General features: G+C 33.1%; 24 protein-coding genes. 6 read left to right on the forward strand and 18 right to left on the reverse strand.

Translation table 11 applies throughout. The features are described from left to right. The first annotated feature begins 86 nt into the window (after nt 1-86). A complete protein-coding gene (locus C683_RS04010; RefSeq protein WP_009490256.1) occupies nt 87-1,358 on the forward strand; it encodes an LCP family protein in 1,272 nt (423 codons plus the stop codon). 34 nt (nt 1,359-1,392) lie between these two features. Here C683_RS04010 and C683_RS04015 read toward each other — a convergent pair whose 3' ends face one another. After that, entirely contained in the window at nt 1,393-1,719 is a 327-nt protein-coding gene (locus tag C683_RS04015; protein ID WP_009490259.1) for a metal-sulfur cluster assembly factor, read from the reverse strand. Nucleotides 1,720-1,783: 64 nt separating this feature from the next. Between C683_RS04015 and C683_RS04020 the strand changes: the two genes are divergently transcribed. Beyond that, nucleotides 1,784-2,461: a CPBP family intramembrane glutamic endopeptidase gene (locus C683_RS04020; protein WP_009490261.1), complete on the forward strand. Its 678-nt coding sequence runs from the start codon at nt 1,784-1,786 to the stop codon at nt 2,459-2,461. A 39-nt stretch (nt 2,462-2,500) separates the two neighbouring features. Here C683_RS04020 and C683_RS04025 read toward each other — a convergent pair whose 3' ends face one another. Together C683_RS04025 and rplS are read right to left on the reverse strand one after the other, a co-directional pair. Then, the gene (locus C683_RS04025) at nt 2,501-3,391 is read right to left on the reverse strand and encodes a YitT family protein (protein WP_051011329.1); all 891 of its coding nucleotides are present in this window, start codon (nt 3,389-3,391) and stop codon (nt 2,501-2,503) included. A 150-nt stretch (nt 3,392-3,541) separates the two neighbouring features. Further along, nucleotides 3,542-3,889, reverse strand: coding sequence for a 50S ribosomal protein L19 (gene rplS / locus C683_RS04030; RefSeq protein ID WP_009490265.1), 348 nt, complete (start codon nt 3,887-3,889; stop codon nt 3,542-3,544). 208 nt (nt 3,890-4,097) lie between these two features. Between rplS and C683_RS04035 the strand changes: the two genes are divergently transcribed. Next, on the forward strand, nt 4,098-4,847 hold the full coding sequence (locus C683_RS04035; protein WP_009490267.1) for a TerC family protein: 750 nt from the start codon (nt 4,098-4,100) through the stop codon (nt 4,845-4,847). Nucleotides 4,848-4,867: 20 nt separating this feature from the next. On the opposite strand, the gene C683_RS04040 is transcribed toward C683_RS04035, so the two are convergent. The 6 genes from C683_RS04040 to C683_RS04065 form a co-directional block, all read right to left on the reverse strand. After that, a complete protein-coding gene (locus C683_RS04040) occupies nt 4,868-6,052 on the reverse strand; it encodes a DUF4767 domain-containing protein (protein ID WP_009490268.1) in 1,185 nt (394 codons plus the stop codon). A gap of 108 nt (nt 6,053-6,160) precedes the next feature. Beyond that, a complete protein-coding gene (gene trmD, locus C683_RS04045) occupies nt 6,161-6,889 on the reverse strand; it encodes a tRNA (guanosine(37)-N1)-methyltransferase TrmD (protein WP_009490270.1) in 729 nt (242 codons plus the stop codon). Then, nucleotides 6,889-7,422: a ribosome maturation factor RimM gene (gene rimM / locus C683_RS04050; protein ID WP_009490273.1), complete on the reverse strand. Its 534-nt coding sequence runs from the start codon at nt 7,420-7,422 to the stop codon at nt 6,889-6,891. Before rimM ends, trmD begins: the two co-directional genes overlap by 1 nt. A gap of 55 nt (nt 7,423-7,477) precedes the next feature. Continuing rightward, the gene (gene rpsP / locus C683_RS04055) at nt 7,478-7,750 is read right to left on the reverse strand and encodes a 30S ribosomal protein S16 (protein WP_009490275.1); all 273 of its coding nucleotides are present in this window, start codon (nt 7,748-7,750) and stop codon (nt 7,478-7,480) included. Between the two features lie 92 nt (nt 7,751-7,842). Next, a complete protein-coding gene (locus C683_RS04060; protein ID WP_009490277.1) occupies nt 7,843-8,778 on the reverse strand; it encodes a hypothetical protein in 936 nt (311 codons plus the stop codon). A gap of 82 nt (nt 8,779-8,860) precedes the next feature. Continuing rightward, a complete protein-coding gene (locus C683_RS04065; RefSeq protein WP_009490279.1) occupies nt 8,861-9,064 on the reverse strand; it encodes a cold-shock protein in 204 nt (67 codons plus the stop codon). A gap of 156 nt (nt 9,065-9,220) precedes the next feature. Here C683_RS04065 and thiT point away from each other — a divergent pair, with 156 nt between their 5' ends. Further along, nucleotides 9,221-9,763 carry an energy-coupled thiamine transporter ThiT gene (gene thiT, locus C683_RS04070; protein WP_009490281.1) on the forward strand — a complete coding sequence of 181 codons (543 nt, stop codon included), beginning with the start codon at nt 9,221-9,223 and terminating at the stop codon, nt 9,761-9,763. Nucleotides 9,764-9,787: 24 nt separating this feature from the next. On the opposite strand, the gene C683_RS04075 is transcribed toward thiT, so the two are convergent. After that, nucleotides 9,788-10,426, reverse strand: coding sequence for a hypothetical protein (locus tag C683_RS04075; RefSeq protein WP_040388647.1), 639 nt, complete (start codon nt 10,424-10,426; stop codon nt 9,788-9,790). Nucleotides 10,427-10,619: 193 nt separating this feature from the next. Between C683_RS04075 and C683_RS04080 the strand changes: the two genes are divergently transcribed. Then, entirely contained in the window at nt 10,620-11,948 is a 1,329-nt protein-coding gene (locus C683_RS04080; RefSeq protein ID WP_040388689.1) for an MFS transporter, read from the forward strand. 48 nt (nt 11,949-11,996) lie between these two features. On the opposite strand, the gene C683_RS04085 is transcribed toward C683_RS04080, so the two are convergent. The 8 genes from C683_RS04085 to pdhA form a co-directional block, all read right to left on the reverse strand. Then, on the reverse strand, nt 11,997-13,880 hold the full coding sequence (locus tag C683_RS04085) for a DUF262 domain-containing protein (protein WP_009490290.1): 1,884 nt from the start codon (nt 13,878-13,880) through the stop codon (nt 11,997-11,999). A gap of 127 nt (nt 13,881-14,007) precedes the next feature. Continuing rightward, the gene (gene apf, locus C683_RS04090) at nt 14,008-14,556 is read right to left on the reverse strand and encodes an aggregation-promoting factor (RefSeq protein WP_009490292.1); all 549 of its coding nucleotides are present in this window, start codon (nt 14,554-14,556) and stop codon (nt 14,008-14,010) included. 156 nt (nt 14,557-14,712) lie between these two features. Then, nucleotides 14,713-16,563: a translational GTPase TypA gene (gene typA, locus C683_RS04095; protein ID WP_009490293.1), complete on the reverse strand. Its 1,851-nt coding sequence runs from the start codon at nt 16,561-16,563 to the stop codon at nt 14,713-14,715. Nucleotides 16,564-16,639: 76 nt separating this feature from the next. Beyond that, entirely contained in the window at nt 16,640-16,948 is a 309-nt protein-coding gene (locus tag C683_RS04100) for a UPF0223 family protein (protein ID WP_009490296.1), read from the reverse strand. 69 nt (nt 16,949-17,017) lie between these two features. Next, nucleotides 17,018-18,418, reverse strand: coding sequence for a dihydrolipoyl dehydrogenase (lpdA, locus tag C683_RS04105; RefSeq protein WP_009490298.1), 1,401 nt, complete (start codon nt 18,416-18,418; stop codon nt 17,018-17,020). Between the two features lie 10 nt (nt 18,419-18,428). After that, the gene (locus C683_RS04110) at nt 18,429-19,718 is read right to left on the reverse strand and encodes a dihydrolipoamide acetyltransferase family protein (RefSeq protein ID WP_009490300.1); all 1,290 of its coding nucleotides are present in this window, start codon (nt 19,716-19,718) and stop codon (nt 18,429-18,431) included. A gap of 10 nt (nt 19,719-19,728) precedes the next feature. After that, entirely contained in the window at nt 19,729-20,706 is a 978-nt protein-coding gene (locus C683_RS04115) for an alpha-ketoacid dehydrogenase subunit beta (RefSeq protein ID WP_009490302.1), read from the reverse strand. A 17-nt stretch (nt 20,707-20,723) separates the two neighbouring features. Next, nucleotides 20,724-21,806 carry a pyruvate dehydrogenase (acetyl-transferring) E1 component subunit alpha gene (pdhA, locus tag C683_RS04120; RefSeq protein WP_009490304.1) on the reverse strand — a complete coding sequence of 361 codons (1,083 nt, stop codon included), beginning with the start codon at nt 21,804-21,806 and terminating at the stop codon, nt 20,724-20,726. Nucleotides 21,807-21,968: 162 nt separating this feature from the next. Here pdhA and C683_RS04125 point away from each other — a divergent pair, with 162 nt between their 5' ends. Beyond that, the gene (locus tag C683_RS04125; protein ID WP_009490305.1) at nt 21,969-22,766 is read left to right on the forward strand and encodes a bifunctional hydroxymethylpyrimidine kinase/phosphomethylpyrimidine kinase; all 798 of its coding nucleotides are present in this window, start codon (nt 21,969-21,971) and stop codon (nt 22,764-22,766) included.

Consider the following 22,766-nt stretch of genomic DNA (forward strand, 5'->3'; position numbering starts at 1 on the left):
CATCTTCCTTTTTATAGTTTTCAAATAGCATAATCTTTAGTATGATAGAAGTTGTAGATTTTTAAAATTTTAAAGGAATGATTTTTTTGACAGAAAAAAGAGAAGATAATAAACACGTAGAGGATTCTCTCCCTGTTTCTGATGATTCTTCTAAAGGTAGTCAAGAATCAAAGTCAGATTCTACTTCAGCGATTGATATGACTTCTTTCCATGAGAATATGAAAAAGTTATCTATCACTGATTTTGATGATCCGGAGAAGAAGCCAAAAGAAGAAACTCCTACAAACGAAGAAGAAGAACCACAACCACAAAAGAAAAATATAGACTGGAAGAAAACGATTTTACGTTGTGTTGTGATTCTACTTACTGTTTTAGGATGTGTCACTTGTTTTTATGTTGGCTATACAATAAATCATGCAAATCAATTACTCGATAATTCTTATAAAGCCTTACCTACTGAAAAAGATAGTGATGACGATTTGAAATTAGAAACAGTAGATAAACCCATTTCGATTTTAATTATGGGAATTGATAATACAAAAGAAAGACATCTGTCTACAACACGTACAGATAGTATGATTGTTTGTACTTACAATCCTAAAAATGGAGATACCTCAATGGTTTCCATTCCACGTGATACGTATGTCACAATGAAACAAAAGAATTATAATACAACTGGAAAAATCAATTCTGCCTATTCTATTGCTCAAGAAGAAGGAACAATTGATGCTGTAGAAAAATTATTGGATATCCCAATTGACTATTATGTTCGTGTGGATTTTGATACGTTGGAAGATGTCGTAAATGCTTTTGGTGGTATTTATATCGATGTACCTTTTAATTTAACAGAGCAAGATGCAAATGGTAAAATGAACATTACATTTAAAGAAGGAAAACATCAATTATTGAATGGTGAAGAAGCTTTAGCCTTTTCTCGTACACGTCATATTGATGATGATATTCAACGAGGAAAACGTCAACAAGAAGTAATTGGTGCGATTGTAAATCGAGCAATGGAATCTGCTTCTTTAACTAAGTATGCGAAAGTTCTACAAACATTAAATGGTCATATTAAAACAAATATGCCTCGACCTATTATTTTAGGTTTAGCATCAGAAGCATTAAAAACAGGAATTCATATTACCAACTATACTTTTGATTGGAGTGGCTTTACTTATAATGGAGAAAGTTTTGTTGCTTTGAAAAAAGATAGTTTAGCCTTTATTCGTCATCGTTTACGTGTTCAGTTAGGATTAGATAAACCTGATAAACGTGATGAAAAATCTTATAAGTTCCATAGTAATGGTGAAATGGATCCAAATACTTATCCTGCCTATGATGTAGAATGGGATTCATAAAAAAAGAACTCGGTAGTAAATACTACCGAGTTTTTTAATGCACTCCTAATGCGATACGAGCATATCGACTCATACGATCGGTTGTCCAAGCTGGAGACCAAACTAGCTCTACTTCTACGGTTTTCACTTCATCCACTTCTGTCATCGCGTCCTTAACTCCTTGGATCAACACATCTGCTAAAGGACAACCTACTGTAGTTAATGTCATTTCAATATACAGATGTCCTTCTTCATTTAATTCAATTTTATATACTAATCCTAAATTAACAATATCGATACCTAATTCAGGGTCAATTACAGTCTCTAAAGCTTCTAAAATATCTTCTTTAATTTCTTCAATTTGCTCTTCTGTATAATTCACAATCTTTCCTCTCTTCTTTTTCTTTTTTTCCTTCTATGCTAATATATCAAAAAAGGAGGAAATAATGAAACAAAAAAGATTTTTAGCAACTCCAATGAGTAAAATTATTGCTTTTCTATTTGTATATCTTTGTTTAGGATATACTCTTGCTCCTCTATCCAGCTCTTTTTATCAACAAATCTTCCATTGTTCTTTAATGAATGCAGAAATGTTACGCCAATATGGCTTTTTTATTTTTCATTTGTTGTGTATGAGCTTGGGTATCTTGATTTTCTATCAAGAATTAAAAAATGATTTACAATTGATAAAAAATAGAATTTGGAAAAGTCTAGGAAAAATTATCTTCACTTTTATCTTAATGTTAGTTGGATCTATCTTTTTATCTTTTATTCAAACGGAAAATCAAGCTGCTGTTGATTCTTTATTAAAAGTAGGTAGTCCTTTATCTAACTTTTTATTTATGCTAACTGTTAGTTTGATTGGGCCTTTTAATGAAGAATTATTTTTCCGTGAAGTAATAATTGGCCAATTCAGTACTAAATTTCCAAAATGGATGCTTATTTTAATATCTTCTTTCCTTTTTGGGCTGATTCACATTTCATCCTTTAGTCAGTGGCCACAAGCTTTGCCTTATATTTGGAATGGGTGGATGCTCAGCTTACTGTATAGTCGCAACAATAATAATGTTTTACTATCTTTTGGCGCTCATGCTTTAAACAATTTCATTAGTATTTTGATATAAAAAAAGTTCCAAAGTTTACATTACTTTGGAACTTTTTCACTATTTTCGTTTTATTGCTTTCTGTTCATCCTCATTATAGAAGCGACCCAATACTGTTTGTGTTGGAACGATATTTACAAACGCATTTTCATCTACAGTGTAAACTGCTTGTTCTAAATCATATAATTCATAGCGAGAAATAACAATCATAATTGTCATTGTGTCTTGACCACTATAACCACCTACAGATGGCATTAGAGTAAAACCACGAACTAAATCTTTTAAGATTGATTGTTTTACTTCTTCTGCTTTGCTTGTTGTAATAAAAGCAGTTAGTTTTTGGTGACTTGTATGAATCAAGTCAATGACCTGAGTCATCGCAAAAATACAGATAATTGTATATAATGCACTCGCTAAGTTATAGAAAATACCAGCAAAAATAACAATTAACATATTGATTAACATCATAAAGCTACCTACAGTTTTTCCAGTAGTCTTAGAAAGTACTAAAGAGACAATATCTAAACCACCGGTCGTAAAACCGAATTTCAAACATAGCCCAACAGCCATCCCTAAAAGAACTCCACCCATTAATGAGTTCATTAATTGGTTATCTGTAATTGTTGTTTGTGGGATGATTGTTGTAAAGAATGAAACTGAGAAAACCGTCAAAATACTATAAATGGTATTTTGTTTTCCTAATTTCACCCATCCTAGAATCATAATCGGAATATTAATCAAGAAGATTAAGATCCCAGTCTTCATTGGAATGTGTAAAAATGAAAACAATCCTTCTAACAACTGAGCTACCCCAGTTACCCCTGCGGCAAATACATCACCTGGAACAAGAAAATCATTTACCGCAATCGCTGAAATAATTCCTGTAAAAATGACAATAACAAAACGCGTAATCATTTGATAACGCATGAAAAACGAACGTTTGTTCTCCATTTCTCCACCTTCTTTTCTTATATTTTATTTTTTCTCTATGCTCTCTTTTATTATCACATAATTTAGCTACAAAACAACACTAAAACTAAAATTATTTGCATTTTTTCATAAAAGAAAAGAGCCACGACTGTGACTCTTTTAAATTTCTGATTAGCGACGGATTTCTTTGATACGTGCTGCTTTACCATGTAAGTTACGTAGGTAGTATAATTTAGCACGACGAACTTTACCGTGACGAGTTACTTCGATTTTTTCTACACGTGGAGTGTGTAATGGGAATGTACGTTCAACCCCAACACCGTTTGAAATTTTACGAACTGTATAAGTTTCGCTAATTCCAGCACCACGACGTTTGATAACAACGCCTTCGAAGATTTGGATACGTTCACGAGTTCCTTCAACTACTTTCGCGTGTACACGAACAGTGTCCCCAGGACGGAAGTCAGGAATATCTGAACGTAATTGTTCTTGTGTTAATTCTTGAATTAATGGATTCATTTTATTTTCCCCTTTTTTCTAAAGCATTCGTATAGAGTGTTGAATCTACAGCGGAATACTCGTAATATGAGTTCAAAACTCTTTACCTAATATATCATAAGTAAAATCGAGTGTAAAGGAAATTTTTCAAAACTCTTTTAAGCAATTTTTTCTTATCTATGGTACACTAAAAAATGGTTAAAATTTGTATGCTTATAAAGGAGGAACTATGCAATTTTTAGAATCTTTATATGCGCCTTTCTTCCATTTGGCGAACTGGAAAGAAGCGCTATGTGAACCTAGTGACTGGATGATTATTTTCACTTTAGTCATTATGGAATGTTTATTATCTGTAGATAACGCTGTCGTATTAGCAGCACAAACAAAACAATTACCAACCGAAAAAGAGCAACAAAAATCTTTAATTTATGGATTATGGGGTGCTTACTTATTCCGCTTCATTATTATCGGACTGGGTGCTTATTTAATTCACATGGAATGGATTAAAATTTTAGGTGCCGCTTATCTATTCTATTTAGCGATTCGCCACCTATATGAAATCAAAAAAGGAAAACATGAAGAAGAAGAAATTCATGTTAATAAGGTAAAATCTTCAGGTAAAGCCTTGTTTTGGAAAGTAGTTATTAGTATTGAATTAATGGATATTGTCTTTTCTGTTGATTCTGTCCTAGCTTCTTTAGCTTTATCACCAAACCCAGTAGTCATTTTAATTGGGGGAATGATTGGGATCTTAAGTATGCGTGGAATTGCGGAAATCATTACTAAATTAATGGAAAAAATTCCAGAATTAGAAACGATGGCTTATGTTTTAATTTTAATTATCGCTGTAAAATTATTCTTATCTATTCCGCAAATCGGATTTGAATTACCAACGTCTGTTTTCTTTGTTATTGTTGTGAGCGTAATTGGTTTTACTGTAGCTTATCATTATTATAAAGTCAGAAAAGTACAAAAATAAGAGGAAGATTTTTCTCCCTCTTATTTTTTTTGTTCAACAATTTTAGCAAATCCTTCTTGTAATTCTTGATTGGAAGTTTGTCTAATAGAACCATTTTCATCATCACAATTAAAAACAATTCCTTTATTATCTCGGATAGCAAAAATATAGTAATGTGGTTTTTCAGAATTTCCATCTTCAAATTTAATTTCTGCTGGACCATAGCATGCAACCACTTGATATTGATCTTTATTTTGTGGTTGACCACAAGTATAATCAAAATCTTTTCCTTTATATTGTGGGACATAACATTCTGTACCTTCTACCAAATTTTTTCTATTAGACATACTCTTAAATGCCATCATAATATAGTCTTTTTCTGTATTAATTGTTCCAGGACTATATTTTTGATTCATCTTTTGAGACCATTGCTGCATAAAACGATCCAATTCCACTGATTTATTTTTATTCCATTTTCCTTGTTCTCCGGAACTATTTTTGGTAGAATTTGCTTTCACTTCATCAAAAATACGAATATATTCTTTTTGCATCTCTTTGTCTTTTGTTTCGTGGAAAGTAACATCTTCTTTAGCTAATCGTTCACCATCTTTATATAATGTATACCATCCCTGTAATTTCATATCTTCTATAGTACCATCTGTTCGTGTAGTCCACTCGTATACCTTTCCATTATTACACCAAACATATCTCTTTATTTCTGTATTTGGTTTAACATCACTAATTCCTCTATCATTTTGTACGCCTGAACCATCTTCTGTTGGGGTATAAAATGTCTCCTTACCAACAACGTTCAATCCTGATGGATGATCAAAAATATGAGCAGGACCATCTTGAGTATTTACAGTATATGTTCCACCTTCCACACCACGTGGTGTTATAAAACCTTCACGTGATAACATCATTTGATTTCTACTTGCCATAGTATTACAATATCTTACCATCTCTTGATTGATTTTTTCCTTCTGAATTTCAGATAAGGAAATCGGTTTCGTTGGATTGAGTTGATTTCCCTTATTACTCTCATCTTTCTCTTTATTTTCTTGCTTATTTTCTTTTTTCTTTTGATTTTGTTTTTTCTTATTGATTTGTTCTTGAGAAGCACTTGAATCACTGTTCTTAGATTCCTTTTCTCCTCCTGAAGTCCCACAACTTGAAATCAAAAATAAATTACAAATCAAAAGTGAATGAAATAATACTTTCTTCATAAAAGACTCCTTTTATCTATTTATTTTATTTCTTATTGTAATAGAAACATATGATTTCATTTTTTTATTTTTTAAATTTTTAGATTAAAAAAAAGCAGAATGAAAAAATCATTCTACTTCTTCTTTAATTTGAGCTAAAAATTCAGCTTCTTCTTCATTTAATGAATACTTTTCTAGCATATCTGGACGACGTAAATACGTGCGGCGTAAACTTTCTTTCACTTTCCATTGTCGAATTTTTTCATGATTTCCACTCATCAATACTGCAGGTACTTTTTTTCCTTTATACTCTGCAGGACGGGTATATTGTGGATGTTCTAAAAGTCCAGTGGAATGAGAATCTGTTTTGGCACTTTCTTGATTTCCCAGTACATTTGGTAATAAACGAACCGTTGCATCAATCATTACCATCGCGCCTAATTCTCCACCGGTCAAGACATAATCTCCTAAAGATACTTCATCTGTCACTAAATCACGAATTCGCTCATCATATCCTTCATAGTGTCCACAAATAAAGATCAATTGTTCTTCTTTAGCAAAATCTTCTGCTAACGCTTGATTAAAAGGAACTCCCGAAGGATCAAGTAAGATTACTCGTGGTTTTTTTTCTTTATCCACGACTTCTTCTAAACAAAGATCAATCGGTTCTACTTGTAGTAGCATTCCTGCTCCACCACCATAAGGATAATCATCAACATGATGTTGCTTATTTTGAGCATAATTACGGAAATCATGTGTGGAAAATTCTAATAATCCTTTTTCCTGTGCTTTACCAATCACAGATTCATTTAACGCGGTAAACATTTTTGGAAAAAGAGTTAATACATCTATTTTCATTAATCTATCAATCCTTCAGGTAAATCAACAAAGACTTTTTTATTTTTTACATCTACTGATTTTACTACAGATTCAATGTAAGGAATCAATACTTCTCCATATTTTTTGGATTGTACTACCCAAACATCATTCGCTCCAGGAGTCAAAATCTCAGTAATTTTCCCTAATTCTCCACGAGTTTCATCTTCCACTAAGCAATCAATAATTTCAAAATAGTAAAATTCATTTTCTTCCAATTCTACTGTATCTTCTCGATTTACCTTTAGTTCGCCATCACGGAATTTTTCTACTTCATTAATGTGATCATAACCCACAAATTTTAAAATATAGAAATTTTTATGTCGACGACTTGTTTCTACAGTTAAGGCAATTGGTTCTTTACTTTTAGGTAAAAAAAGTAAAAGTTCTTTGCCAGGAGCAAAACGTTCTTCTGCAAAATCGGTGACAGCTAAAACGCGTACTTCTCCTTTTAATCCTTGAGTGTTGACAATCTTTCCAACATTTAAATATTCTGTTTGACCTAAAATTTTCATAGAGATCCTTTCTGTAAAAAAAGCCTCGCACAAAGGCGAGGCAAATTATCATTTATTATTTCGCTTGTTTAGCTTCATGGAATTTTTTCATGATGCCTTCACGAGATAAGATATTACGAACTGTATCTGATGGTTGAGCACCTTTAGATAACCATTCCATAATATTTTCTTCTTTTAATGTAATTTGTGCTGGGTCTGCTACTGGATTGTATGTTCCTACAGTTTCGATGAAACGTCCATCACGTGGAGAACGTGAATCAGCAACTACGATACGGTAGAAAGGTTTTTTCTTAGAACCCATACGTTTTAAACGAATTTTTACTGCCATGTTTGCACCTCCTATATTTTTATCACGGTATTTATCTTATCAGAAAAAAAAAACTCTGTAAAGAGTTTTTTCTTTACAGAGTAAAATTATTTTTATTGTGGATTAACAAACCCTTGATTTTGGCCATTTCCTTGCATATTTTGTTCATGATTATTTTGCATTGGTTGCTGCTGAACAGGCATATTTTCTTTTTGACCGGAAGGAGAAACTTGTGGTTGACCTTGATTTGTCGGTTGATTTTGTGCCATAGGAGTTTCTACAGAAGCATTTGTATTATTTTGCTGATTTTGAGCTTGTGGTTCTTGAGAAGAATGTGTTTCATATGTACTACTTTCTTCTACATAACTTTCTTCTGTGGATGAAGATTGAATCACTTTTTCTTTTGAAGTTTCTTCTGTTGCCATCATATTTTTCTTATCATCAGATAATTTTGGCATCTTCAATGTTACTTCTTGTTTTCCTTCTGGCGTTTCAATCGTTAATTTCCCTTCTTTTGCCTCTAATGCTTTTTTATCTTTTGTCGTAAATAAGTAAACTACTTCACGTTTCTCTTTTTTATCTAATGGTGCAGTTTTAGCACTTAATTGATGTGCTTCTAGTTCTTGTAGACCATAAATTCCAATAGATTGGAATAATTGATCATTAGCAGACAAATCAAATAAATATTTTGGCGGTAATTCTTGTTTTTTATTACTTTCATTTTCTACTGTCACTGTAATTCCTAATGGATTTTTAGGTCCATTTGGTGTTTCATAATAAGAAATATCCGTCACCTTTAAGCGAACATTTTCATCAAAACGAATCCATTCTTTTAATTTAAAGGAATGAACTTTTTCGCTTTTTTCTTTTTCTTCTTCTTTTTTTCGCTCAATAGAATTACTTGCTTCTTCTGATTTTTGTTTTGTTAAATTTGCATAAAAATACCCACTAAATCCTGAAATAATAAATAAAACCAAAATAATGACTGTGGCTTTTAGCCCTGTTCTTTTTTTAGGTTTTTCATGCTTACTCATTCTTCTACGCGCCATACTCCCCCTACTTTCCTTTTATTCTTTGCTTCAGTATACCATATTCTTTTTTGTTGTACGTTTCTTTTTTTGATTTATTTCATCATTTATTTTTTGTTACTTGATAAGCTTGTGGTCCATGTTCTCCTTCTGCGATTTCAAAAGTTACGTGTTCTCCTCGAGCTAAACTACGATAACCATTATCACAAATTGCTGTATAATGGACAAAAATATCCTCACCATCTTCTTTAGTAATAAAACCAAATCCTTTTCTATTATTAAACCATTTTACAATTCCTTGATACATGAGTACATCACCTTTTTCCTTATCCTACTGTCTTTATTATACGAAAAAATAATTCATTTTGCTTGAATTCTTATTTTTCTCTTAAATTTATAGATCCCAAATTCTTATTTCTATAAACTTGTTATAATAAAGGTAATGTTAAGAAAGGAGTTTTTTATGAAAAACAAGAAGTTAGTATGTTCAATTGAAGTGGTTTTTTGCGCTGTAATCGCTTATGTCTTGTCTTTAATTCCACTCCAATTTGGTATCATTGATATTTCATTAGGAATGATTCCTATGGTTATTTTAGGATTACGTCGTGGTTTTATTCCTGCTTTAAGTAGTGGATTGGTTTGGGGACTAATGAAAATTGTTATTGGTAGTGCTCAAATCTTATCTTTCAGTCAAGGTTTTATTGAATACATTTTAGCATTTACTTTTGCTGGATTTACTGGTTTATTCTATAAACAATTTATCAAAGGAAATCATCCAGTACGCGTTATTATTTTATCTGCAACCGTTGGTACATTTGCTCGTTTCTTCTGGCATTTCATCGCAGGATTTGTTTTCTGGGGACAATATGCGCCTAAAAACTTCCCTGCCGTACTATATTCTTTAGTTGTAAATGGTGGAAGTGCTTTAATTACAGCTATTGTTGCTTGCATCTTCTGTGTTTTAATTTATAAATTACAACCAAAATTATTCTCAGCAAGCAAATAAAAAAGAGGTCTATGACCTCTTTTTTTATTGATTCGCATGCAAACGATCATGCTCCATCCACCAACTTTGAATTCTTCCTGATGTTGCTCCAGTATTCATTAATTCATTTAATTCTTGTTTTTCTGCTTCCGTCAACATATCATAAGAAGTCATTCCTACTTCTTCATCGATAGGAGTTCCTTCATCATTCCATTCTTCTTCATTATTATTTTCTTTCTCCTCTAATTGTTTATAAGCCTCATCCCAAGCTTTTCGCTGTTCAGGTGTCATTTCATCATAACTTAAACAACGTCCCATTCCAGTTACAGGATCTACTCCTGGTGGAACCGAGCTTTGTACTTCATTTTGCGGTGGATTCAATGATTGTACTGAGGAGGTAGAAGAAGTAGCATTAGAACTATCTACAGTATTAATATTTTCCTTTTCTGCAGACGATGTTTCTTTTGTTTTTTTCTTTGAAGAAATTTTCTTTTTCTTCTTTTTAGCTTTAGAGGCGGATTTGTTTTCATTCTTTTTCTCTTTTTTTATTGTTTTTTGTTTTTCAACTTTTGGTTTTGTTTCTTTGGTTGATTCCTCTTTTGAATGATCTATTCTGCAACTTGTAATAAAAAACATAGAAATAATCAATATAATCCATTTTATTTTTTTATTCTTCCAAATCATTTCCTCTCTCACTTTATTTTTCTTATTTATTTTCTTGTGAAATGTATATCTTTTGTCTATATAGGAATAATTATTATAACATATTTATATTGGTTTTTTAATGTTAATTTTTTATTATATGTATTCATGGTTCTTAAAAAATGATACAATAACCTAGTATAACTTATTAAAAGAGAAAGGTTGGGGATAAAACATGGAGGAAGTATGGAATCAACGCTATCGATGGAATTGTTCCATATTTATCTTATCTTACGCTATCATGGGGATGGCAACAGGGATTACAACCAATGTATTCTTATCTTATCTAGATTTAGTAGCCCCTAATATTGTGAAAGGAATGGGAATGTATACTTCTATTTCTTCAGTATTAATTTCACTACTATTGCTTGTAATTCCAAAAACTGGGTATAAAAAAATGTTAATTGGAGCCGGAATTTGTAGTTCATTAGCGCTCTTTTTTTCAGGAATGGCTCATGCGCCATCACTTATTGCAATTCTTTATATTATTATGTATGTCGGAAATTCTATGTTCGACTACACTTACCCTTTATTATTAACTACATATGTACCAGATTCTCTACAAGTTAAAATGTTTTCTCGTACAATGTATATTAATTTATTGACACAAACGATTGTAACTTTCTTTGCTGGAAAATGGGTCGTTATGATTTTTGGTAAATTATTGCATACCTCATACCAAAAAGCTGCCACACTTTCTAGTGATCCAAGCTTATTAACTGCAACACAAAAAATGAGCTATATTCAATCGTATCAACGTGTGATTTACATCGCGATGGGATTAGTCATTGCGGCAGTAATCTTATGTTTCTTTTTGAAAGAAAAGAAAGCAGATTATCAAGAACAAACTACAAAATCAGTAGAAAAACCAAAGGTATCATTCAAAGAAAAATATATGCCACTATTATCTAAACGAGTGGTCTCTTGGATTGCCTTTTTAATCATTATTCAAGTAGGTGCAAGCATTATTGCTCCTTACTTCCCTATTTTCTTAAATACTTCTCTACATATTGATCGTGGAACAATTTCTACTATTCTATCTTTACAAAGTTTAGCAGTTGTTATTGGTTACATGATTTCACCATGGTTAGAGAAAAAATTAGGGGCCATCGGTTCTATTGGTGGTTTATTAATCGTGGTAATTCCACTATTATTACTAATGCCAAATGGAATGATGTTTGGATCACATACCGCATTGATGATTGGAATTATTTTATTCTTCCGTTCAGGATTTGCGAATGCTTCTAAACCTATTCAACAATCATTACAAATGCATTTAGTAGATAAAAGTTTACGTCCAGCATTTAGCTCTTTAATGAACTTTGTCTTTGCAATCTTATCTTTCTTAGTAGGATTATTTACTCGTTATATTTTATTTGTAACACCTGCAGGATACGGTTATGCATATTACATTACAAGTATTTTATATGCAATTGCGATTGCTCTACTATTTGCTGTCTTTTATAAAAAATATAATCGAATTTTATCCGATAAAAATAAATAAATTGAGTTATACAAAGAATCCGGAAATCAAAATGATTCCCGGATTTTTTTATATGTTATAAATGGTAATTAATTCCTGAATTAGATTCTTTGTACGACGATCAATATCATCTAGAGTCCAATCTTTTTTTTCATCAATATTTCCTTCCGCAATGGAAGAATTTAAATATAGTGGTGTTTTTAATCCAACATATTTTCCATTATGTTTGTAATCTCTTTTTTCTTGGAAACTTCTATTTCCCATTCCTGAATTATAACCTGTCAAAGTTAAATTTCCTAATTTATCTTTATATAATTGGTGTTTTTCTTTAGCTTTTTCGTCATCTTCTTCTGATATCATTTTTCTCCATGGAGAAGGTAGATTCTCATCTTGCGGGAAAATATGCTCAATTTCCCAACGATAACCTTTTTTATCTTTTTCATCTAATGAATCTTGATTTTGTTTATCAAAGTAAAATGCCTTTCCTTCTTTATGGGCATTTCGTTCAATTCCCACTAACATAAATCGTGTGGTCTTAGTAAACTCACTATATACCGATCCAGATAATGAGCTTTGGAACTTATCATCACTCAAATATTTATCTGCAATTTTTTTCAATTCTGCCAAAAGATCTTTTTCATAATCTATGTTTTCTTTTTTCTCTATTCGACGTAAAATGCCCAATAATTGTCCTCTTAAATTAGAAGCTTTTGGAACTTTAATGGTATTACGACGAACAAAAAGATGAACTAAATACTCTAAAATCTCTGCTAATTTTTCTTTAGAAACATTTTCCTTTCTCCTTTCTTGTAATAAAAAGAAAAGTAATGGATACGCTGAATTCGTATCTAAAAGCTTTAATTGTTTTAATAAATCGAAAATTTCTTCGTTCAATACTTCCTTTAACGCTTCTTGTTTTTCTTCTGGTTGCTCGATTTGTCGATAAATCAAAGCCGTTTTTTGTAACTCTTTAATGAAAGGAAGTACACTTCTATCTTCTTCTACTCTTTTTCTTATTAAATCCTGGTATTTTCGTAAAGACTGTTTAACAGTAATCGAACTACTTGTCGTACTACAAAAGGCATCATAATTATTTTGTAAAAAGCGATCGGCATCTCCTTTTTTCACTTCATCTTTTTTCTTATCAAATGATAATAAGCTGATAAATGTCTGCCACTCTTTCAACGCTTCCTCTTGATTTTCTTGGCTATAACTTAAATAATCTGCTTTTAATAAATCAATCGTTGTTAAAGGTTGCCCTTTACTATTCATCGAAGAGAAAATAGAAAAAACATCCGATAAGTCTTCTAAAATAATTGGTAAAACTACTGCTTCCTGTACTTTTTTTTCAAATTCTGTCAGCCTTTTAAAAATTTTCTTCGATTCTATCTCTTCTTCAATGATTTCGGTTTCTAAATAAGAACGAATATATAAATATGATTTTACTAATTTCTGATTGGCATAACTTGGTTTTGTTGTTTCTTTATTTTGACTTTGAGCTGCTTCTATACAACATTCCAATAATTTTTTATCTTTTTCTAGCAATAGCAGCTTTAAGTTTTCTAGACGAAGAGGTTCATTTTCATCAAGATCATCTAATGGAATTTCTTTTAATCCTAATTCCTCTGAAATATTTTCAAAGCGTTTTAAATAATTGAAACTATTTTCTCCCTTCTTAATTAATAGGTAATATTGTTCATAAATTGCTAATAAAATTAAAAAAATAGTTGTTAGTCGCTGTTGTCCATCAACTACATCTTTATCTTCCTTATCTGATTTTGCTAAAAGAATATTACCGATATAATATCCTTCTGAATTATTTTTGATGTCATCCATCAAAGTTTCAATTTCAGTTTCTCCCCAACTATATCTTCTTTGATAGACAGGAATTCTAAAATAATTATCATCTAAAAATGATTTTACTTTTTGGCTTCGTGCAACAATCTCTTTCAAAAAAACACTCCTTATTATTATTCTAATAAAATTAGATCATAAATAAGACAGTAGATCAATAGAAAACAAACAAAAAACCTCAGATGAATATCATCTGAGGTTGAACTTTTAACGATTAAATTACAAATTAGTACCATCCGTTTGCTTGATGGAATGCTTTAGCAGCTTCCCATGAACCATAACGAGATTTCACATAATTTTCTGCTACACGCTCTTGGTTCGCTGGTGAGAAGTCACCATTTAAGTAAGCAGCGTCTAATTGATATTTACCAATGTAACGACCATTACGAGCGTTGTAGTTATTTGTTGATTCTTTCATCGCAATCCAAGCTTTAGCACTTGATGTGTTTCCTGTTGCTGGAGCAGATGTTGTTTTTGGTGCTGCTGGAGCAGCTTTATAAGTAGTTACAGCAGTTGCTGTAGATGTATAATTTTTTTCTGCTTTTTTATCTGTTGGAATAGTTAACTCTTGTCCTGAGTAAATTTGGTTAATGTCATGAATATTGTTTGCTTTCGCAATAGAATCAATATTTGAATTAAACTTGCTAGCAATCGCAGATAAACTATCACCTGATTGTACTGTATAAGTTTCATCCGCACTAGCAGTATGTGCTAAGAACATTGTTGCGATTGGAGCGGCAGTAATAACAGCTAATTTTAATTTTTGATTATTCATTATATAAATTCCTTCCTTTTCGTATCTGTTCTTGTCTACTGTTATACTATACCAAATTAATTATGACATTGGGCAACAAAAGAATAACGATTTCCTAACAATTGTTACAGTTTGGTTACAACAAAAAAAGCGCTCTCTTTTACGAGAGCACTTTTATTAATCTTTATTGTTTTCCATTTTTTTAGCACGTTTTTCCGCTTTTTCACGTTCATTTTTATTCAAAATTTTCTTACGTAAACGGATGCTTTCAGGAGTTACTTCACAATATTCATCATCAGCTAAGAATTCTAATGATTCTTCTAGTGTTAAAATACGTGGAGTTTTAATAACCGCAGTTTGGTCTTTAGTAGCAGAACGAACGTTTGTCATTTGTTTTGCTTTTGTGATATTTACAGTTAAGTCGTTATCACGGCTATTTTGACCAATAATCATACCTTCATAAACTTCAGTACCTGGGTTAACAAAGATCGTACCACGTTCTTCAACAGACATAATAGAATAAGTTGTTGCTTTTCCTGTATCAATAGATACTAAAGCACCATTGTGACGACCACCAATTTGACCTTTAATTACTGGTTGGTAGCAGTCAAATGTATGGTTCAAGATACCATAACCACGAGTTAATGATAAGAATTCTGTTGGATATCCAATTAAACCACGAGCTGGCACTAAGTAAATTAAACGAACTTGTCCATTTCCTTGGTTAATCATTTCTTGCATTTCACCTTTACGTTGGTTCAATGTATCAATAACGCTACCCATATATTCTTCTGGTGTATCTACTTGTACACGTTCAAATGGTTCACATAATACGCCATCAATTTCACGTTCAATTACTTGTGGACGAGATACTTGTAATTCATATCCTTCACGACGCATATTTTCGATTAAGATAGACAAATGTAATTCCCCACGGCCAGAAACGATCCATGCATCTGGAGAATCTGTTGGTTCTACACGTAAAGATACGTCTGTTTGTAATTCGCTCATTAAACGTTCTTCAATTTTACGTGCAGTAACAAATTTACCTTCACGACCTGCAAATGGAGAATTATTTACACGGAACTCCATTTGTAAAGTTGGTTCATCAATACGTAATACTGGTAATGCTTCTTGGGCATCTACAGGAGTTACAGTTTCACCAACGAAGATATCTTCCATACCAGAAACAGCGATTAAATCTCCTGCTTTTGCTTCTTGAATTTCTAAACGGTTTAATCCAAAGAAACCAAATAATTTAGTAACACGGAAGTTTTTCACGCTACCATCTAGTTTTAATAATGATACTTGGTCTCCTACTTTGATTGTTCCACGGAAAACACGGCCAATTCCGATACGACCTACATAATCATTGTAGTCTAATAATGATACTTGGAATTGTAATGGTTCATCACTGTTATCCACTGGAGCTGGGATGTGGTCGATAATAGTATCGAATAAAGGATCCATTGTATGCTCTTGTGTAGCAGGATCACTTTCTAAACTTGATGTTCCATTGAAAGCAGAAGTATAAACTACAGGGAATTCTAATTGTTCATCATCTGCTCCTAATTCGATAAATAATTCCAACACTTCATCCACTACTTCTTCTGGACGAGCAGCATCACGGTCAATTTTGTTGACTACTAAAATTGGAGTTAATTTTTGTTCTAGAGCTTTTTTCAATACAAAGCGAGTTTGTGGCATTGTACCTTCATAAGCATCCACAACTAAAACTACTCCGTCTACCATTTTCATGATACGTTCTACTTCCCCACCAAAGTCGGCGTGTCCAGGAGTATCCATGATATTAATGCGAGTACCTTTATAATCAACCGCAGTATTTTTCGCTAAAATTGTAATTCCGCGTTCTTTTTCTAAATCATTAGAGTCCATCGCACGTTCATCTAATTGTGTATGTGCATCTAATGTATCTGATTGTTTTAATAATTCGTTTACTAATGTTGTTTTCCCATGGTCAACGTGGGCAATAATAGCAACGTTACGAATGTCATCTCTTGTTTTCAATAGTATACTCTCCATTCTTCTATGACTTAATACTTTTCTATTGTAGCACTTTTCAAATTAAAAATGAAATGGATTTCTAGTTTTTTCCATTTCTTTTCATTTTTTTACAAGGCATTTGGATCCAATCGGTTTCTTTTTTTTGTTTCATTTCTTGAACTACTCGATATAAAGAATATCTCGTTAATTGTTCAAATTCTCTACCGATTCGTTTTTCTTCTCCAATACTAGGAATCACTTCTTTAAAAGCTTTATAGGCAGTTGCAAAATCTTTTACCCTAATTTTTCCTTCATAAGCCTTTTCTACAGCTTGTAAAGCATTTACTACTGCAATCATTTCTTCTGTCGTCCAATCTAAATCAATAGGATAACTATAATTTTCTTTCATCTTTTCCTCCAAACAAAAAGCAAACAGAACTTCTGTTTGCTTTTCTATCTTCACACTAAGTAAGACTTATTATATATGGATAGGCATTCCTTGTGCAAGTTCAGCAGTATCCATCAATGTCTCAGAAAGAGATGGATGGGGATGAATCGTTAATGCAATATCTTCTACATTCATTCCTGCTTCAATTGCTAAAGTTGCTTCGGCAATTAAATCACTTGCGCTTGGTCCTGCAATTTGACAACCTACTAGAATTTTATTTTCTTTTGTTGAGATAAAGCGAATAAATCCATCGGTTGCATTTAAAGATAACGCACGACCATTACTTGCTAGTGGGAAAGTACTTACAACAAAACGATCATCACCTTCGATTTCACTTAGCGTAACTCCAGTAGTGGCTACTTCTGGACTTGTAAAGGCTACTGCTGGAATCGCACGATAATCTACAGTCACATCTTTTCCACTAATTACTTCTGCTGCAACTTTTCCTTCATAAGAAGCTTTATGCGCTAATTGTGGTCCTGCTACAATATCACCAATGGCAAAAATACTTTCATTCGTTGTGCGTCCACATTCATCGACTTGGATAAAGCCACGTTCATCGACTTCAACACTGGCCATTTCTAATCCTAATTCTTTTGTATTTGGTTTACGACCTACAGCAACTAAAATATAATCTGCTGTTAATGTGTGTTCTACCCCATCTTTTTCATAAACTAGAGTTGCTTCAGTTTCTGTTTCTGTTGCAGATTTAGCCATAACTGAAGTTTCAATCTTCATACCTTGTTTTTCCATTTCTTTTGTAACCAATTTAGATAAATCAGCATCAAATGGTGGTAAAATGCGATCTGCACCTTCTAAAATTGTAACTTCAGATCCTAAATGAGCGTAAGCAGTTCCTAATTCACAACCGATAACTCCTCCACCTACAATGACTAAAGATTTTGGTACTTCTGGTAAATTTAGAGCTCCTGTAGAATCAATAATTCTTGTTCCATAAGCTAAAGATGGGATTTCTACTGGTGTGCTTCCTGTAGCAATAATCGCATGTTCAAAAGAATAAGATTGGCCACTTTCTTCTGTCATTACACGCAAATGATTATCATCAACAAAAATTGCTTCCCCTTCAATAATTTCAACGCCATTTTTCTTTAATAAATAGCGTACACCGGAAGTCAATTTATTCACTACACTTGCTTTCCATTCTTGTGTTTTAGCAAAATCAACTGTTGCTTTTTCGATTTGAATTCCCATAAATTCACTGTGAGTAGCAGCTTCTAACACTTCTCCTGCATGAATTAATGCTTTAGAAGGAATACAACCCACATTTAGACAAACACCGCCGACATTTCCTTTTTCAATGACTGCTACTTTTTGTCCCATTTGAGCCGCACGAATCGCAGCAACATATCCTCCTGGTCCTGCTCCAATAACAACTGTATCTAATTCAATTGGAAAATCTCCTACAACCATGCTTCTCTTCCTACCCTTCTAATAATAATAATTGTGGATCTGCTAACAGACGTTTCAATTCATTCATCGCGTTTTGAGCTAACGCACCATCAATTAAGCGATGGTCGAAACTTAAAGATAAGGCAAGTTGTTTACCAACAACAATTTCTCCATCTTTAACAATTGGTGCTTCTTTAATCTTACCAATACCTAAGATTGCTACTTCTGGGTAACGAATAATTGGAGTAAAGAATCCACCACCGATAGAACCAATATTAGTAATCGTAATCGTTCCACCACGCATTGCTTCTGCAGATAAACTTCCTGCTAAAGCATCACTTGTATTATTAGAAATTTCTTTAGCTAAAGCTAACAATCCTTTACGTTTTACATCTTTTAATACAGGAACATATAAACCTTGATCTGTGTTTGTTGCAATTCCTACATTGCATGTATGATGATAGACTACTTCTTCATTGACCATATCTAGACTTGCATTTAATTCTGGATATTTCTCTACAACAATCGCTAATGCTTTCGCAATATATGGTAGGAAGCTTAGTTTAACATCTTGTTCTGCTGCATATTCTTTGTATACTTTACGATGTTCCCAAAGTGCAGATACCTCTACTTCATCAAATAAAGTTACTGCTGGAATATTGTCTGCAGATTGTTTCATTGATTGAGCAATGGCTTTACGCATTGGCGTCATTTTTTCTCTTGTTTCATCTTCACCTTTGGCAATCGCAACAGGAGCTGCTTTTTCTACGACTGGTGTAGAAGCCGTTTCTTTAGCCACAGGAGCTTCTGCTGTAGAAGAACCATTTTCTAAGAAGTTTTCTACATCGGATTGTAAAATATGATTATGTTTTCCAGTTGGTGTTACTAAATGTAAATCTACTCTATTTTCCTTAGCAAAACGACGAACAGATGGGAAAGCTAATGGTTGATTTAAAATATCATCTGTTTTTTTGCTTGCTGGAACTTGCGGTGCTAGCTCTTCTTTTGCTTCTCCAGCTGGTTCATTTGCTGATGCCTCTTCTGTACTTGCTTCTTCTGTTGCTTCTTCGCCATGAGGTAAATGATCAGTTTCAATTACCACTAATGGATCACCAACACTCGCTAATGTACCGGCTTCTGTTTTAATAGAACGAATCGTCCCTTCTACAGGTGCATAAATTTCTTCTACTGATTTATCATTTTGTACTTCTAATAAGACATCATCTTCAGTTACTGTATCGCCTTCTTTAACAAACCATTGTAAAATTTCTCCTTCGGCAATTCCTTCTCCGATATCTGGCAATTTAAAAATGTAATCCATAATAATCCTCCTAATAAGTCATTGCCTCTTTGGCTGCTTTTTCAATATCTTTAGCATTTGGTAACCATGCATTTTCCATTTGACCAAATGGATAAACCGTATCTGGAGCAGTAACACGCATTACAGGTGCAGATAAGTATAAAATCGCGTGTTCTGCAATTTCTGCGACCACTTGTGCCGCAACTCCAGCTTGACGTTGTGCTTCTTGAATAACAATTGCACGTCCTGTTTTCTTCACTGAATTTAAAATCGTATTTGTATCCAATGGAGAAATGGTTCTTAAATCAATTACCTCAGCTTGGATACCTTCTTTTTCTAATTGTTGTGCAGCTTTTAATGCTTCTTGGACCATATATCCATAAGCAATTAATGTTACATCAGAACCTTCTTTCGCTACACGCGCTTTATCCAAAGGCACTGTATAATATTCTTCTGGTACTTCATCGCGCACAGAACGATATAATTTCATATGTTCTAGGAACATTACTGGATCATTACTTTCAATGGAAGATAATAATAACCCTTTTGCATCATAAGGATTTGATGGAACAACTACACGAATCCCTGGAGTTTGTGCTAATAATCCTTCTAAACTATCCGCATGCATTTCTGGAGTATGAACTCCTCCACCAAAAGGCGCACGAATTGTTACTGGCATATTTCTTGTTCCAGCCATTTTGAAACGAGCACGAGCAATTTGCCCTGCAATTTCATCCATTGCTTCATACATAAAACCATAGAATTGAATTTCTGGAATTGGTCGATAATTTTCTAATGCCAATCCATAAGCCAGTCCTAAAATTCCTGATTCTGCTAATGGAGTATCAAATACACGATCTGGACCAAATTTTTCTTGTAATCCTTCTGTTGCACGGAACACTCCACCGTTATTCCCTACGTCTTCTCCGAAAACTAATGTATTTTCATCTCGTTCTAAAGCAACTTCCAAAGCTTGTGTAATTGCTTTAATCATTGTCATTTGTGCCATAATTCTCGTCCTCTTCCTTATTTTCCTTCATATTGCTTCAATTGTGCCTCAATATTTTGTGGAGTCACTTCATACATATTTTGTAAAGACTCTGTTACTGTTTGCTTAGGTGCTTTATCTGCTTCTTGAATTGCTTCTTTAATCATTTCTTTTGCTTTTTCAATGACTGTTGTTTCCATCTCTTCATTCCACACACCACGTTCTGTTAAGAATAAGCGTAAACGGATTAATGGGTCACGTTTTTCCCATTCATTTTCTGTTTCTTTTGTACGATAACGAGTAGGATCATCTCCAGATAAAGTATGAGGTCCATAACGGAAAGTATCGGTTTCAATTAAGACAGGACCATTTCCTTCTAAAATAAATTGTTTTGCCATTTTAGTAGCTACAAAGACTGCGCAAGGATCCATTCCATCAACTTTAGCATAACTAATCCCTGCAGCAATTGCTTTTTGTGCTAATGTTTCGGCAGCTGTTTGTACTTCACGTGGGGTAGAAATCGCAAAGTGGTTATTTTGGACAAAGAATAATGCAGGCGCTTGGTAAGCACCAGCAAAGTTAATTCCTTCATAAAAATCCCCTTGAGAAGTTCCACCATCTCCAGTATAAGTAACAACAACTTGTTCTTTTCCTCGTTTTTTCAAACCTAGCGCAACACCAGCTGCTTGCACATATTGTGCCCCGATAATAATTTGGGGTGGTAATGCATAAAAATCATCCGCATAACGGTTTCCATCCATATGACCACGAGACCATAAAAATGCATCTTTTAAAGATAAACCATGGCATAGTAATTGTGGCACATCACGATATCCTGGTAAGACATAATCACCTTTATTTAAAGCAAAGACGCTCCCTAATTGACTTGCTTCTTGTCCAGCAGTAGGTGCGTAAAATCCTAGACGACCTTGACGATTTAATTTAGTTGAACGTTCATCTAAAATACGCATGAATACCATACGTTTCATCAATTCAACCATTTCTTCTTCTGTCATCCAATCCCAAATTTGTTCATCTAATAATTTTCCTGATTCATCTAATAATTGGAAATTATCCATTGGTTGATTGCTTTGCTCTTTTATTTTTTTATAATCTATCATTATGTTGGCTCCTTTTCCCCCTATTTTGATTTCACAATATCACTTAATGTTTTTACAAATCAACTATTTTGCTCAAAATGAAAAAGTTTTCATTTTCACAATAATTTTAGCGTGCTGTAAACGCTAACTTTTGCTATAATAAAGGGCGTAGGAGGTATTTATATGACAAAAAAAATCTTAACTATTGCTGGCTCAGATATTACAGGTGGAGCAGGCCAAGCTGCTGACTTGAAAGTTTTTTCTGCTCACCATTGTTATGGAATGAGCGCTCTAAGTTGTATTGTTACTTTTAGCAAAGCTCATCAGTATATGCCGGAAATTTATCCTGTTCATGCGTCTATTTTAAAAGACCAATTAGATACGATTACAGATTTAAATCGTTTAGATGCCATTAAAACAGGAATGCTTCCCGAAGAAAAACAAATTCATCTAGTTGCTCGTTGGCTAAAATCACAAGCTGAAAATAATGTACCGATTATTATTGATCCTGTGATGGTCTGCAAGAACAATGGTGAAGAAAATCTAGAGAAGCTAAAAGAAAGTATTATAAAGGAATTATTACCTCTCGCTACAGTAACCACTCCTAACTTAGTAGAAGCAGAAGCATTAGCCGATATGAAAATCCAAACAAAAGAAGACATGGCTGCTGCTGCAGAAAAAATTCATGAGTTAGGACCTAAGTATGTAGTTATTAAAGGCGGCGCGCGTTTAGAAGGCGATGTTGCAGTAGATTTACTCTTTGATGGAAAAGAATTCCATTATTTTGAAAGAGAAAAAATTACCGAAGGATTTAATCACGGAGCAGGATGTTCTTTTGCCGCAGCAATTACATCTAATCTCGCTTTAGAGAAAGATATTACTGATGCTGTACGTGATGCAAAAGAATTTGTCTATCATGCGATTGATTCTGGACTAGAGTTAGGTCCTCGTTCTTCTGCCGTTTTTGTCAATTATAAATAG

Origin of the sequence: Catellicoccus marimammalium M35/04/3 (assembly GCF_000313915.1) — a bacterium.
Classification (GTDB): Bacteria; Bacillota; Bacilli; order Lactobacillales; family Catellicoccaceae; genus Catellicoccus; species Catellicoccus marimammalium.

Bases quoted from the DNA above. Each gene is read 5' to 3' on its own strand.
- C683_RS04020 (WP_009490261.1), top strand. From the start codon at position 1,784: ATGAAACAAAAAAGATTTTTAGCAACTCCAATGAGTAAAATTATTGCT.
- C683_RS04025 (WP_051011329.1), bottom strand. From the start codon at position 3,391: ATGGAGAACAAACGTTCGTTTTTCATGCGTTATCAAATGATTACGCGT.
- rplS (WP_009490265.1), bottom strand. From the start codon at position 3,889: ATGAATCCATTAATTCAAGAATTAACACAAGAACAATTACGTTCAGAT.
- C683_RS04035 (WP_009490267.1), top strand. From the start codon at position 4,098: ATGCAATTTTTAGAATCTTTATATGCGCCTTTCTTCCATTTGGCGAAC.
- C683_RS04040 (WP_009490268.1), bottom strand. From the start codon at position 6,052: ATGAAGAAAGTATTATTTCATTCACTTTTGATTTGTAATTTATTTTTG.
- trmD (WP_009490270.1), bottom strand. From the start codon at position 6,889: ATGAAAATAGATGTATTAACTCTTTTTCCAAAAATGTTTACCGCGTTA.
- rimM (WP_009490273.1), bottom strand. From the start codon at position 7,422: ATGAAAATTTTAGGTCAAACAGAATATTTAAATGTTGGAAAGATTGTC.
- rpsP (WP_009490275.1), bottom strand. From the start codon at position 7,750: ATGGCAGTAAAAATTCGTTTAAAACGTATGGGTTCTAAGAAAAAACCT.
- C683_RS04060 (WP_009490277.1), bottom strand. From the start codon at position 8,778: ATGGCGCGTAGAAGAATGAGTAAGCATGAAAAACCTAAAAAAAGAACA.
- C683_RS04065 (WP_009490279.1), bottom strand. From the start codon at position 9,064: ATGTATCAAGGAATTGTAAAATGGTTTAATAATAGAAAAGGATTTGGT.
- thiT (WP_009490281.1), top strand. From the start codon at position 9,221: ATGAAAAACAAGAAGTTAGTATGTTCAATTGAAGTGGTTTTTTGCGCT.
- C683_RS04075 (WP_040388647.1), bottom strand. From the start codon at position 10,426: ATGATTTGGAAGAATAAAAAAATAAAATGGATTATATTGATTATTTCT.
- C683_RS04080 (WP_040388689.1), top strand. From the start codon at position 10,620: ATGGAGGAAGTATGGAATCAACGCTATCGATGGAATTGTTCCATATTT.
- apf (WP_009490292.1), bottom strand. From the start codon at position 14,556: ATGAATAATCAAAAATTAAAATTAGCTGTTATTACTGCCGCTCCAATC.
- C683_RS04100 (WP_009490296.1), bottom strand. From the start codon at position 16,948: ATGAAAGAAAATTATAGTTATCCTATTGATTTAGATTGGACGACAGAA.
- lpdA (WP_009490298.1), bottom strand. From the start codon at position 18,418: ATGGTTGTAGGAGATTTTCCAATTGAATTAGATACAGTTGTTATTGGA.
- C683_RS04110 (WP_009490300.1), bottom strand. From the start codon at position 19,718: ATGGATTACATTTTTAAATTGCCAGATATCGGAGAAGGAATTGCCGAA.
- C683_RS04115 (WP_009490302.1), bottom strand. From the start codon at position 20,706: ATGGCACAAATGACAATGATTAAAGCAATTACACAAGCTTTGGAAGTT.
- pdhA (WP_009490304.1), bottom strand. From the start codon at position 21,806: ATGATAGATTATAAAAAAATAAAAGAGCAAAGCAATCAACCAATGGAT.
- C683_RS04125 (WP_009490305.1), top strand. From the start codon at position 21,969: ATGACAAAAAAAATCTTAACTATTGCTGGCTCAGATATTACAGGTGGA.